At 70.7% G+C, this 12968-nt stretch carries 12 protein-coding genes; 7 read left to right on the top strand and 5 right to left on the bottom strand.

Going from position 1 to position 12968, the window contains the following annotated elements; translation table 11 throughout:
- Positions 1-108: 108 nt before the first annotated feature.
- The 3 genes from ACQEU8_RS09595 (at position 109) to ACQEU8_RS09585 (ending at position 2150) form a co-directional block, all read left to right on the top strand.
- Positions 109-960 carry an AraC family transcriptional regulator gene (locus tag ACQEU8_RS09595; protein ID WP_433098866.1) on the top strand — a complete coding sequence of 284 codons (852 nt, stop codon included), beginning with the start codon at positions 109-111 and terminating at the stop codon, positions 958-960.
- A 189-nt stretch (positions 961-1149) separates the two neighbouring features.
- Positions 1150-1848 (top strand): AzlC family ABC transporter permease, encoded by a 699-nt coding sequence (locus ACQEU8_RS09590; protein ID WP_433102274.1) that lies wholly within the window; start codon positions 1150-1152, stop codon positions 1846-1848.
- Entirely contained in the window at positions 1845-2150 is a 306-nt protein-coding gene (locus tag ACQEU8_RS09585; protein WP_433098864.1) for an AzlD domain-containing protein, read from the top strand. Before ACQEU8_RS09590 ends, ACQEU8_RS09585 begins: the two co-directional genes overlap by 4 nt.
- A gap of 45 nt (positions 2151-2195) precedes the next feature.
- On the opposite strand, the gene ACQEU8_RS09580 is transcribed toward ACQEU8_RS09585, so the two are convergent.
- Entirely contained in the window at positions 2196-3101 is a 906-nt protein-coding gene (locus tag ACQEU8_RS09580) for a hypothetical protein (protein ID WP_433098862.1), read from the bottom strand.
- Positions 3102-3180: 79 nt separating this feature from the next.
- Between ACQEU8_RS09580 and ACQEU8_RS09575 the strand changes: the two genes are divergently transcribed.
- From ACQEU8_RS09575 to recX, 4 genes are all read left to right on the top strand, one after another.
- A complete protein-coding gene (locus ACQEU8_RS09575) occupies positions 3181-3375 on the top strand; it encodes a DUF3046 domain-containing protein (RefSeq protein WP_433098860.1) in 195 nt (64 codons plus the stop codon).
- A gap of 322 nt (positions 3376-3697) precedes the next feature.
- Complete coding sequence (locus ACQEU8_RS09570; RefSeq protein ID WP_433098858.1) at positions 3698-4804, top strand: AI-2E family transporter; 1107 nt, start codon at positions 3698-3700, stop codon at positions 4802-4804.
- Positions 4805-5107: 303 nt separating this feature from the next.
- Positions 5108-6280: a recombinase RecA gene (recA, locus tag ACQEU8_RS09565; RefSeq protein WP_433098856.1), complete on the top strand. Its 1173-nt coding sequence runs from the start codon at positions 5108-5110 to the stop codon at positions 6278-6280.
- Positions 6281-6283: 3 nt separating this feature from the next.
- Positions 6284-7000, top strand: coding sequence for a recombination regulator RecX (gene recX, locus ACQEU8_RS09560; RefSeq protein ID WP_433098854.1), 717 nt, complete (start codon positions 6284-6286; stop codon positions 6998-7000).
- Positions 7001-7021: 21 nt separating this feature from the next.
- Here recX and ACQEU8_RS09555 read toward each other — a convergent pair whose 3' ends face one another.
- From ACQEU8_RS09555 to ACQEU8_RS09540, 4 genes are all read right to left on the bottom strand, one after another.
- Positions 7022-9100: a glycoside hydrolase gene (locus ACQEU8_RS09555; RefSeq protein WP_433098852.1), complete on the bottom strand. Its 2079-nt coding sequence runs from the start codon at positions 9098-9100 to the stop codon at positions 7022-7024.
- 350 nt (positions 9101-9450) lie between these two features.
- Positions 9451-11166: an FAD-dependent monooxygenase gene (locus ACQEU8_RS09550; protein ID WP_433098850.1), complete on the bottom strand. Its 1716-nt coding sequence runs from the start codon at positions 11164-11166 to the stop codon at positions 9451-9453.
- Positions 11167-11381: 215 nt separating this feature from the next.
- Positions 11382-12314, bottom strand: coding sequence for an amino acid ABC transporter permease (locus tag ACQEU8_RS09545; RefSeq protein ID WP_433098848.1), 933 nt, complete (start codon positions 12312-12314; stop codon positions 11382-11384).
- The gene (locus ACQEU8_RS09540) at positions 12311-12958 is read right to left on the bottom strand and encodes an amino acid ABC transporter permease (protein ID WP_433098846.1); all 648 of its coding nucleotides are present in this window, start codon (positions 12956-12958) and stop codon (positions 12311-12313) included. The genes ACQEU8_RS09545 and ACQEU8_RS09540 overlap by 4 nt, the downstream gene beginning before the upstream one ends.
- Positions 12959-12968 lie beyond the last annotated feature (10 nt).

Here is a 12968-nt window from a genome sequence, read left to right as displayed (position 1 = left end):
ATGCCGATGCGGACGCCGCGTCCGACGCCGCCGACGCCGGAAGTGGCGGCCCCCGTCGGGCGGGGGACCGGCACCGCGCGGTGCGTCGGCGGGGCGGAGAATGGGGGCATGACGCAGAGGGAGAGCGCGCACTACTGGCAGTCACCGAAGCTGCCAGGTGTCGACCTGCTGCGTGCCCGCTACGTCCGTAAGACCTTCGCGCGGCACACGCACGAGACGTATGTGATTGCCGCGATCACCGAGGGCGTGGAAGCGTTCCACCACGGCGGCAGCGTGCACCGGGTGGGCCCCGGCGGACTGGCACTGATCAACCCCGACACGACGCACACCGGGCACGCCGGTGTACCCGAGGGCTGGCGTTACGAGGTGCTGTATCCGGACGCCTCCCTGGTGGCCCGGATCGCGGCCGAGACCACCACCATCCGGGGCACCCCGGGGTTCACCGCCCCGACGGCTGACGACTCCGTCGCTGCCCGCCAGGTGCAGGCGATACACCGGGCGCTCGAGGAGGGCAACGCACTGGCCGCCGACACTCTCATGCACACGGTGGTCGCCCGGCTGCTGCGACTGCACGGAGGTCCGCTGCCCGAGCGGTCAGTGCGCACAGCAGGCGCTCAGTACGCACTGCGGGCCCGCGCGGTGCTGGAGGAGCGGATGGCGGACCCGCCGTCCCTGGAGAGCCTCGCCGCCGAACTGGGCACCAGCCCCTTCGCGCTGCTGCGCGCCTTCCGCCGGCTGTACGGAATGCCGCCGCACGCCTGGCTGACGGACGCGCGGGTGCACCGGGCACGTGCCCTGCTGGACGCGGGGCTGCCGCTCGCCGAGACCGCCACCGCCGTCGGCTTCACCGATCAGGCCCATCTGACGCGGCACTTCGGGCGGATCATGGGCGTCCCGCCCGGCGCCTACCGCCGCGGCCGTGCAAAAACGTACAAGAATGCGTGGCACCCGGCCTCCTAGCGTGACCGTGTGCCAGAGCAGAGAGAAAACTTCGACCAACCGGAGGCGCCGGACACCGGTCCGGCGCGGAAGACCCTCGTCATACCGCACGCACCCGATGAGGGCGCACCGGAAAGTCCACAGGGCCGCCACGACGACCGCGCAGCCGTACGGGACGGCTGTGCAGTCCTACGGAACGACCGTGCTGTCGTGCGGGACGCGCTGGGTGTGGGGATCGCCGTCGGGCTGTCCGGATTCGCCTTCGGCGTGACCGCCGCCGGTGCCGGTATCTCCCTCGCCCAGACGTGTGCGCTGAGCCTGTTCGTGTTCACCGGAGCCTCGCAGTTCGCCCTCGTCAGCGCGCTGGCCGCCGGTGGCGCCCCGCTGACTGCTGCAGCCGGTGCCTTCTTCCTGGGGTTCCGGAACGCCTTCTACGGGCTGCGGCTGTCGCGGCTTCTGGGGCTGCGCGGCGGTGCCCGGATCGCGGCCGCGCACTGGGTCATCGACGAGACCTCGGCCGTCGCCCTCGCACAGCGCGGGCAGCACGCCGTCCGGCTGGGCTTCACCGTCACCGGGGCGACGCTCTTCGCCCTCTGGAACCTCACCACCCTGCTCGGCGCGCTGGGCGCGGAAGCACTGGGGGACACGGACACCTGGGGCCTGGACGCAGCAGGCCCAGCCGTTTTCCTCGCCCTGCTGGCGCCCATGCTGCGCACTGCTGTCGAGCGGGTGACAGCAGGACTCGCTGTCGTCCTGGGTCTGGGGCTGCTTCCTGTACTGCCCGCTGGTGTGCCGGTCCTGGTGGCCGCACTGGCGGCACCCCTGGTCCTGCTGGTGCACAGCAGAGGGCTGCCGAAGCACCAGGGGGAGCGGGACGAAGAGCGGACGGCGAAGGAGGAGTCGCGGTGAGTGTATGGATCGCCATAGGGGCCACGGCTCTCGGCTGCTATCTGGTGAAGCTGCTCGGCCTCTCGGTGCCCGCAGGCGTGCTGGAGCGGCCGTTGGTCCAGCGGCTGGCCGCGCTGCTGCCAGTGGCACTGCTGGCAGCACTGATCGCTCAGCAGACCTTCGAAGACCAGATGTCCCTGGTGCTCGACGCGAGGGCGGCGGGCCTGGGCGCAGCGGCTGTCGCACTGGTGCTCCGTGCCCCGTTCCTCGTAGTCGTCGCCGCTGCCGTACTGGTCACGGCAGGCGTACGAGCGCTGACCTAGGCGGTGACCGGATCTTGTCCGGCCCTCGGGTTCTCGCCGAGCCGCTCAGAGGCGCCCGTACGCGCGCAGCGTATGGAGGGCCTTCAACGTCACCAGAGGGCGTCCTTCCAGTGCCGTTCCCGGTGCCCATCTGCGCCAGTTGATGTCCCATCCGCCGTCGTCCTGCTGGCGGCCGGCCAGATGGTCGAGTCCGCGTTCCAGCTCCACGTCGGAGAACCAGCGGCGGGCCAGTGAGTCGGGCGTGCGCGCGAAGTCGGTCACATAGTGGTACTCGCCCGGGGCGTACCCGTCGGGGAGGGGGAAGTCGGCTGTGCGGTCCGGGTCCGTCACGGCGAGGCGCTGCTCGCGTACGAGCGTGCCCAGCCGCCCCGCGGCGGCCTCGGCGCGCGGCCGGTCGGGCACGCCGTCGAGGAAGGCGAGCGCTGCCCGTACCTCGTAGGGATGGGTCTTGCCCATCGACTCGATGGTGTTCCAGCAGTAGTCCGTGGCGCGGAACAGCCAGGCGTGCCAGACGCTGTTGCGATGCAGGGTGCCGACCACGGGGCCGGTCGCCAGCAGGTCGCTGGGCGGCGAGTCCGACACCGGGATCCACGGCGCGGCCGGGTAGCCGCGCAGCGAGGGATGCACAGCGGGGAGGGCGCCCTCCGTGGTGGAGACCGCCGTCAGATAGCGGCCGATGCGTTCCACCCGCTGCCCGGCACAGCGACCGATGCTGTCCAGCACCCGCACAGCGGTGGCGGTGTGCAGCGGCTGGCTCACCGGACCGCGCAGGTCGGGCTCCAGCGCGTGACCGTAGCCGCCGTCAGCGTTGCGGTAGGCGTCGAGCGCCGTCTCGACAGTGCTCGGGTCACCGTCCAGGAAGTCGTGCTCGAAACGCCGCTGTTCCAGCACGCGCGCCGTCAGCCAGATGAAATTCTCCGCGCGGGAGAGAACCGATCCACAGGGAGCCATTCTCCGACGGTAGGCCCGCGCGGCCCCCGGGTCACTGCTGTCGGCCGGAGCCAACCCTTCAGGGCGGGATACTGGAGTCATGCGGTTGACGGACTTCTGGCAGCGGATGGCGGAGCACTTCGGCGAGGCGTACGCCGACTCCTTCGCGCACGACCATGTGATGTCCGGTCTCGGCGGCCGGACAGTGCACGAAGCGCTGGCCGCGGGCTGGGACGCGAAGGACGTCTGGCGCGTGGTGTGCGACGTCATGGAGGTCCCGGCGCACAAGAGGTGAGTCGTTTACCGGACGCCGTGTCCCGGAGCGCGAAACTTGCCCGGTGGGTGCACCAGACGACGGCGACCGGGACCGGAACAAGAGGGACGGCGACGGAGAGCGGGACGGTCGCGCCGAGGACGACACCGGGAGGGGCCGTGCGGCCGGGGCGTCGGGTGGCGGTGAGGGCTTGCCGGGTGGGAGCGGGGGACAGCCGAGCGGGAGTGCGGGCGCGCAGAGTGGGCGTGCGCACTCGCCGGGTGGGAGTGCGGACGCGCCGGGTGGGAGTGCGGGCCCGCCGGATGCGCCGCAGGGCCCGCAGCGGGAGGCGCGGTCTGCACGGATGCCCCGGTGGTTGCCGCGTGCCTTTGTGCTCGCCCTGGCCCTCTTCGGTGCCTATCAGATCCTCAGCTGGGCGTTTCTGCGCACTCTTGGACTGCTGCTGAACGTCCTGATCGCGTTCTTTCTGGCACTGGCGATGGAACCCGCCGTCGCCGCTCTGGCCCGGCGCGGAATGCGGCGCGGGCCGGCCACCGCGCTGGTCTCCGTGGTTCTCCTGGCAGCCGCGGCCGGGTTCTTCGTGGCGCTCGGCTCGCTCTTCGCCGAGCAGGTCAGCCGCATCGTGGAGAACCTGCCCCGGTACGTCTCCGAGGTGCTGCGCTGGAGCAACACCCACTTCCACACCGATCTGGACGTCGACAAGCTCCGCTCCAAGGTCATCCACTCCGACTGGGCGCAGAATTTCCTGCGCAGCGGAGCGCAGAACGTGTGGGGCATCTCCGCGACCGTGCTGGGCGGGGTCTTCCAGCTCCTGACGGTGGCCCTGTTCACCTTCTACTTCGCCGCGGAGGGGCCGCGGCTGCGGGTGGCACTGTGCTCCGTACTGCCGCCCGCGCGGCAGGCGGAGGTGCTGCGTGCCTGGGAGATCGCGGTGGTCAAGACGGGGGGCTACATCTTCTCGCGTGCTCTGATGGCGCTGATCTCCGCCGGTGCGCACTACGTCTTGCTGGTGCTGCTCGGGGTGCCCTACGCCGCCGCGCTGGCCGTCTGGGTCGGGGTGGTCTCGCAGTTCGTGCCCACGGTCGGCACCTACATCGGCGGTGCGCTGCCGCTGCTGATCGCGTTCACCGTCGATCCCTGGTCGGCCTTGTGGGTGCTGGTGTTCATCGTGATCTACCAGCAGCTCGAGAACTACATCCTCCAGCCGCGCATCACCGCGCGGACCGTGGACATCCATCCCGCGGTCGCCTTCGGCTCGGTGATCGCCGGGACCTCGCTGATGGGGGTCGTCGGCGCGCTGGTCGCGATCCCCGCCATGGCGACGCTCCAAGGGTTCCTCAGCGCGTATGTGAAGCGCTACGACGTGCCGGACGAGCGGGTCGGAGCAAGTGCGCGGGAGCGGCGGGGCCGGAGTGGACGCGGGCGGTGGTGGCGGCGGGGCCGCAGCTGAACGGGGGCGACTTTCGCGGGGATACGACCTGATTCCGCGGGCCCACGACCTGCGTCCTTCTGCGGGCGCACGGTCCGCACCGCGTCCGCGAGACCGCCTCTCACCTGCGGTTTTCCGAGTTATCCACAGGAAAGCGGGGCGACTTGACGCAAAATTCGAACATCGATTCTTATAGAGGCTCCGGCGAGCACGCCCGCTCAGGCCATGGCCCAGTGAGCGCGGGTCCGGACCGATTGTCAGTGGCAGGCGCTAGCGTCGTTTGACGTGAAGCGATCGACTCAAGCAAACAACCGGGTGGCACCCATGGCAGGAACCGACCGCGAGAAGGCGCTCGACGCCGCGCTCGCGCAGATTGAACGGCAATTCGGCAAGGGCGCCGTGATGCGCATGGGCGAGCGGCCGAACGAGCCGGTCGAGGTCATCCCCACCGGGTCGACCGCCCTTGACGTGGCCCTCGGCGTCGGCGGTCTTCCCCGCGGCCGGGTGGTCGAGGTCTACGGACCGGAGTCCTCCGGTAAGACGACCCTGACCCTGCACGCGGTGGCCAACGCTCAGAAGGCAGGCGGCACGGTCGCCTTCGTGGACGCCGAACACGCGCTGGACCCCGAGTACGCCAAGCGTCTCGGTGTGGACACGGACGCGCTGATCCTCTCCCAGCCGGACAACGGCGAGCAGGCCCTCGAGATCACCGACATGCTGATCCGGTCCGGCGCGCTCGACCTGATCATCATCGACTCGGTCGCGGCGCTGGTGCCCCGGGCCGAGATCGAGGGCGAGATGGGGGACTCCCACGTCGGCCTCCAGGCCCGGCTGATGAGCCAGGCGCTGCGGAAGATCGCCGGTGCGCTCAACCAGTCCAAGACCACCGCGATCTTCATCAACCAGCTCCGCGAGAAGGTCGGCGTGATGTTCGGCTCTCCGGAGACCACCACTGGTGGCCGTGCGCTGAAGTTCTACGCCTCGGTGCGGCTCGACATCCGCCGTATCGAGACGCTGAAGGACGGCACCGACGCTGTCGGCAACCGCACCCGCGTCAAGGTCGTCAAGAACAAGGTCGCGCCGCCCTTCAAGCAGGCCGAGTTCGACATCCTCTACGGCATGGGCATCAGCCGTGAGGGCGGCCTGATCGACATGGGCGTGGAGAACGGCTTCATCCGCAAGTCCGGCGCCTGGTACACGTACGAGGGCGACCAGCTCGGCCAGGGCAAGGAGAACGCCCGCAACTTCCTGCGGGACAACCCCGACCTCGCCAACGAGATCGAGAAGAAGATCAAGGAGAAGCTGGGCATCGGCGTGCAGCCGCAGGAGCCGACGGGCGAGCCGGGCGCGGATGCCGCGGAAAGCACTCCGGTAGCGCCCCCGGCGGCAGACACACCGGACGGCGCGGACGCCGCAGCGGCCAAGACCGTCCCGGCCCCCGCGGCCAAGGCGGCGAAGACGAGCAAGACGTCCAAGGCCGCCGCGGCCAAGAGCTAGCCCGTGACACGGCGCAGCGACTGGCCGGAGTACACCCAGGACCCGCCCCCGCCCCCGGCCTCCGTCCCTCGGGACGACGGCCCGGTGGCGGACATCCAGGACAGCGATGGTCCCGCTTCGTCGAGGGCCGAAGCGGGACCATCGCGTGCGTCGTCCCGGACCCCCGGCCGAGGCCCGGACGGGGGCCGGGGCTCGGGGCGGGACGCCGAGCCGCAGGATCCGGTCGAGCGGGCCAGAGCCATCTGTCTGCGGCTGCTCACCGGCACGCCCAGGACGCGCAGGCAACTCGCCGACGCGCTCCGCAAGCGCGAGGTGCCCGAGGATGCCGCCGAGGAGGTGCTGGCCAGGTTCGAGGACGTCGGCCTGATCGACGACTCCTCGTTCGCCGCCGCCTGGGTGGAGTCCCGCCACCACAGCCGGGGGCTGGCCCGCAGAGCGCTCGCTCGCGAACTGCGGACCAAGGGCGTGGACTCCTTGGTGATCGACGAGGCGGTCGGCCAACTCGACTCCGAGCAGGAGGAGGAGACCGCACGCGCCCTGGTGGCCCGCAAGCTGCGCTCCACCAGAGGGCTCGACAGGGACAAGCGCCTCCGTCGGCTGGCCGGAATGCTGGCTCGTAAGGGCTACTCCGAGGGCCTCGCCCTCCGGGTCGTCCGGCGAGCGCTGGAAGAGGAGGGGGAGGATCCCGAAGTACTGGAAGAGCACTTTCCCGGCCTGTGAGGGGAAGGCCGCCCGGGTGGTTCAGCCCTGGGCCGGGCAGAGTCGGCGGGTCTTGGACTCGTTCTTGAGCTTCGCGTCCACACAGCCGCCGGGCAGCCCGGCATAGGCCTTCTTGCCGAAGTTGGCCGTCACCGTCAGGGTGCCGTCGCCGAACACCGAGCGCTGGACCTGGTGGTCGCCGGTCAGCCGGCGGAAGTCCGTCATCCGTTCGGTGCCGGCAGCCCGGTGCAGGGGCGCGAAGTAGCGCTGCAACTCGGCCATTTCCTTGCCGGTGGAGTCCAGGGTGGCGTCGGTGAGGACGAAGTTGAGCGGGGTGTTGTAGAGCACCGACATCAGCGCGCGGTCGGTCTTCTGCGCCGGGAGCTTGTCGTAGGGCATCTCCCAGCGGTCGGTATTGATCAGCGAGTCATGCAGGGCGGTCTCGTACAGCGGGACCCGGTAGGCGGGGTCGAACATCGACTTCGCCAGCGGCGCCGGAAGCTTGGTTGGCTTGAAGAACGCGCCGGGCGCGCCGGCCGGATAGTAGGTGCCCCACTTCTTCTTGTCCTTCTGGAACGCCCACAGCCCGTCGTTGACCGGGGTCTGCGCACCGTGGTTGAAGGCGAGCACCGGCGCCGACCAGGAGACGGCGGACTCCGAGCCGACGACGAAGCCGTCCTTTCCGCCGAGCGCGCGCATACGCGCCATCCGGTGCGCCCGGTCCTGTTTCTTGGTCATCGGATGGCTCTTGGAGAAGTCGCTGAACAGCTCACCAGCCGCGTCCACGTCCAGGAAGACGCTGTTGGCCCCGTTCTTGGTCATCTTCTTGGCGCGCTTGGCCAGATAGTGCTTCGTGGGCTCCGACTTGGCGAACGCCGCAGAGCTGAGGTAGCAGCCGCGTCCGCGGAAGCCGGTCTTGATCTTGCCCTTCCAGTCGCGTATGCAGTAGTCCGGATAGACCGTGTCTGGCCATTTGGCGACCGGGGTGTCGGCGTTCTTCGGGTCCTGTCCGTTGGCGTAGGTGTCATAGGGGCCGACGAGATAGCCCTGCTTCTTGGCGGCGGCCACCGCCTTCCTGTTCATGGGGCGGTCGTCGGCGTCGTAGCCGAGCCACAGTCGGGTGTTGCCCTGCTTACGCAGTTGCCGTACGGCCTTCGCGCTGCGGGCGCCGCCCCACAGATAGGCGTGTTGGGCACCGAGCAGTTTTTCGACCTCCGGACTTTCGGCGATCTTCTCCTTGAGGGTGCGCAGTTGGCCGTGCTCGCGCAGCCAGCGGTGGTAGTCGGCGGCCGGCGCGACGGGGGAGGCAGAGGTGAGGGAGAAGTTCACGGTGTAGTCGAGGGTCTTCTCGCGGCGGGAGAAGCCGTGCTTGGCGGTCGCGTTCAGCTTTCCCCCGGCCGAGGCGAAGCCCAGCGAGGTGCCGACGCTCTCGGGTACGAGATAGCTGACGCCGTGTCCGCCCGTGGTGTAACCCCACAGCGGCAGGGTGAGAGAGCCCAGCTCGGCCTCGGTGCCCACGAGGCCCGCCTGCTCGGAGTTCCAGAAGGTGTCCTTGGCCGGTACGGACAGCCCTTCGCCCCGCGGCACCTGAAGGGCGGCGTTCTTTCCGGCTGTTCCGGTGCCCTTGCCGGTGACGGGCCAGGCGAGTTTGCCGTCCCGCTGCGAGTGCACCGTCATCCGCAGCCGTCCCCGCTCGCCGGCCGCGGTCACCCGCAGCCCCTTGGCGGGGTACGACCAGGAGGCGCGGGAGCCGTGGACCTCGACGGCGCTCGGTTTGCCCAGCCCTTCGGTGCCGGCCGCGGCGGAGACCGGGACGGTCGCACCGCCGTCGGTGCGGCCCGTGACCCGGAGCGAGGCGGTGTCGACCGTGGTGGTGCCGCCCGCCACCGGGATGTCGACCGCGTCGCCGTGCACGCGGGGTGCCGCGGCGGGGGAGCCCGCACCCGGCCCCGCGAAAGCGGCGTAACCCGCCGAGGCGGTGGTCGCCGTGACTGCGAGCGCCGCCGCGATGCCGAGGGCACGGTTGCGCCGTCGGCGCGCGGCTCCCGCGGTGTCCCTGTGTCCCCGCCGTTGGTGGGTCTGCTGATTGTCCCCGTGCAGGGGGATCTCCGGTTCGTCCATGATCGCCAGCATGGAGAGGGCGGTTAAGAGCGATCTAAGAGCGACCGTGCAGCAACGTACCCCCGCCCGCATGCAGGCGCCCCCGCGCGCAGGCGCACTCCCACCCGCCGACGCACCCCGCCCCCGCGCGCAGGCACGCGCCGCCCCGCGTGCCCCCCGCGCGCAGGCGCACGCCGCCCCCCGCCTAGGCGCACCCCCACGGCAGATGCACCCCCACGCGCAGGCCCCCACCCGCAGACGCACCCCACCCCCGCGCGCAGGCGCACCCCCACGCGCAGATGCACCCCCCGCGGCCAGGCACGCGCCGCCCTCCGCGCAGGCCCCCGCAGACACGCCCCCTCCCCGCCCGCTCAGCCGTGCGCCCCTCCGCGTACCACCTCGGCACACGTGCGCAGCGCGCTGGAGCGCCCCGCGGGGAAGGCGGCGGCGAGGTGGCCGTCGGCGCGGACGGCCAGCACGGTGTGTGCTGCCGCCCCCGGATAGCTCTCGGCGACCAGCAGCGTGGCGCGCAACGGCAACCCGTCGACGGCGGCTGCCAGTTCGGGCATCATGCCCGCTGTCAGCCAGTGCCGGCTGTCCCACACCCCGGTGCCGGGCGCCACCAGCAGCACCAGCAACTCGCCGCCAGGACCACCCAGCCACTCGTGCAGACTGCCGCGCGACCCGTCGGTGGCCGTGACCGGAACGTCGCACACCGGAGCGCCGGGTGCCGTACCGACGGGCACCTCACCGATGCTCCCGCGTGCCGGTGTCAACGGCGTGCGGGTGTACGCGGGTGGCGCGCCCAGCAGGCCCCGCCCCAGGTGACCGTCGGTGAGCAGGCCCAGATGGGCGCGCGCGCCCCCGCCGGGGAGCAGCGCGCGCAGTCCGCCGCCGCGCCGTACGACGGGCAGGGCCTGGTCGACGGCGCGCAGCCGGGCGACCATGGCGCCGCGCCGTTCCGTTTCGTAGCTGTCCAGCAGGGTGTCCGCTGCCGGGCCGTGCCCGTGGTGCCAGGCCAGTGCGAGTTTCCAGGCGAGATTGGCGGCGTCCCGCAGTCCCTCGTCGACGGACTGCACCCCCAGCGCACCGGTCAGATGCGCGGCGTCCCCGGCGAGGAAGGCCCGGTTCACGCGCCAGTGCCGGGCCAGCCGCTGGTGCGCGGTGTGGACACCGGTGTCCACGAGTTCATACGGGCCGATGCCGCTGCCCGCGCCACCGTTCTCGGCCCCGGCCCCCCGGCCGTCCGCTCCGTCGGGCGTGAACCGGGCAGGTGCGGCAGTTGTGGCTGGTCGGGCGGACTTCTCCGCGGACTTCTGCGACTCCTCGGACCAGACGGCGAGCGTGTCCGCCACCCGTTCCAGCATCTCCTCCGGCGTCACCAGGTCGCCGCGCGGCGGCAGCAGCCAGTCCAGCCGCCACAGGCCTCCGGCGAGCGGCCGGGCCGCGACCTCGCCCGGCGTACCACCCGGGTCGCGGTGCAGCAGTGCGCCGCCCACCTCTCCGGGCTCCCATGCGCCCTCGTCGTCGTACTCGCCCTCCTCCCACGGAAGCCGCACCCGCAGCGCGGCGACCGCGTGCCGCTCGACGGCCGTACGACCCGGGAAACGCACCCCGAGCAGTTTGCGGACCATGGAGCGGGCGCCGTCGCAGCCGACGGCGTAACTGCCGCGCCACCAGGTGCCGGAGGAGCCACGGGTGTGCACCGTGACGCCACTCGCGTCCTGTTCCAGCAGGTCGACATGGCTGTCGGTGACGATCCGGGCGAGTTTCTCGTCCGCCAGCGCGCTGCGCAACGTGTGCTCCAGGGCGTGCTGTTCGATGTGCACCGGTGCTTGTTCCGGGGGGATGTCGACCGTGTCGATCTGCTGCGCGCGCCGTTGGGTCCGCCAGGAGCGCCAGCGCAGTCCGGGCAGCGCGGGCAGCACGGCGGCGGTGTCGGGGCGCAGGACGCAGGTGCGCGCCGCGCGGGGCAGCGGGTTGCCGTCGGTGGAGTCCAGGACGAGGGAGGGAACGGCGTGCCGGGCGAGAGCGAGGGAGAGGGCGAGCCCGGCCGGACCCGCCCCGACGACGATCACCGGATCCACAGTGTGGAGACCTCACAGCCCTGGTGGTGCTGACGGGGGCGGGGTTTCTCCGGGGGTGGAGCCTGGTGCGCGATCACGCTGGTATGCAACCCATTGCCTGAGCGGGCGTCAAGTGAGGCCCTGAGATGGCGAGGCGGGTGGCGGTGGTGCCCTGCGGGCAGTCACCGCCACCCGCCTCGATGGGGCAGGGGCCGCGGTCGGCGTGGTGGATGGCCTCAGTTCTTGGGGATCTCGTCCTGGATCTCGTCCCTGGGCTCCCTGGGCGCTGGAGTCGGAGTGAGGTCGGTCCCGCCGGCCGGCGCGATCTCCTTGAGCTCCTTCGCCTCAGCGGGCACGATGCCCGCCTTGGACCGGCGGCCGCGCTTCTCGACGAACTTGGCCAGCCAGGCCAGGGCGAGACACAGCGCGATGTAGATGGCACCGAAGACGATGACCGTCTGGACGGTCGGATAGACGCCGCCCACCGGGGTGTTGTTGGCGATGAGCCGGGCCGAGTACAGCAGCTCCGGGTAGAGGATCATGAAGCCCAGCGAGGTGTCCTTCAGGGTCACCACCAGCTGGCTGATGATCGAGGGCAGCATGGAGCGTACGGCCTGCGGGAACAGCACCGAGGCTGTCACCTGGGTCTTGCGCAGTCCGAGCGCGTATGCCGCCTCGACCTGGCCCTTGGGTACCGCGTTGACACCGGCGCGCAGCACCTCGGCCTGGACACAGCCGTTGTAGATGGTCAGGCCCAGCACGAGCGCCCACATGGGCGTCATCTCGCCGACGATGCCGACCCACAGGGCGAAGATCGTGATCAGCAGCGGGATCGACCGGAACAGGTCGATGAAGACGACGGCCACCCAGCGCACCGGCTTGTGGTCCGACAGCCGTGCCACACACAGCACTACGGCGAAGGCCAGCGAGAAAACACCCGCCAGGGCGAACACCTTCAGTGTGGACAGCAGGGCGTCGAGGATGTTCTCCCGGATGCCCGCGTAGTTGAAGATGTCCCACAGCTCGCCCGCGAACTGCCCCTTGTCGTACAGCCGGTAGCAGACCCAGGCGATCAGGCCGAGGAAGGCCAGACTGCCGACGACGGAGTAGATCAGGTTACGGACGCGAGCCTTCGGGCCTGGCGCGTCGAACAGGACGCTCGCGCTCATCGGGCGACCTCCAGACGGTTCTCCAGCAGCCGGAAGAGGCCGTTGATGGCGTAGGTGATGATCAGGTAGCCGAGGGTGATCCAGATGAAGATCACGGCGATGTCGTAGCCGTCGTTGCTCAGCGTCTTCTGGATGTTGAACAGATCGACGTTGTCGAAGGCGCCGGCAATCGCGGTGTTCTTCGTCAGGGCGATGAATATGCTGCTCAGCGGCGGTACGACCGAGCGCGTGGCCTGGGGGAGCACCACGATCCGCATGGTCTGGGTGAACGTCATGCCGATCGCGCGGGCGGCCTCGGCCTGGCCCATCGGCACGGTGTTGATGCCGGAGCGCACGGCCTCGGCGACGAAGGCGGAGGTGTAGAAGCCGCAGGCGCAGACGGCCAGGATGAAGGAGTTGACGCCGGGGAAGAGCACCTTGGGCACCACGAAGAACGCCACCAGGAAGAGCAGCGTCAGCGGGGTGTTCCGCAGCACCGTCACCCACAGGGTGCCGAATATGCGCAGCGGCGGCACGGGCGAGACGCGGCAGCCCGCGATCACCAGGCCGAGCACGACGGCGAGCAGCGCGCTGACGACCGTCAGCCACAAGGTGCCGAGGAATCCCTCGCGGAACAGCGCCAGGTTGTCGAGAAGTACGTTCATGAATTCTCCG

Source organism: Streptomyces sp. CA-250714 (assembly GCF_050936705.1).
GTDB lineage: Bacteria > Actinomycetota > Actinomycetes > Streptomycetales > Streptomycetaceae > Streptomyces.
This window is presented reverse-complemented; position numbering and strand designations above follow the sequence as displayed.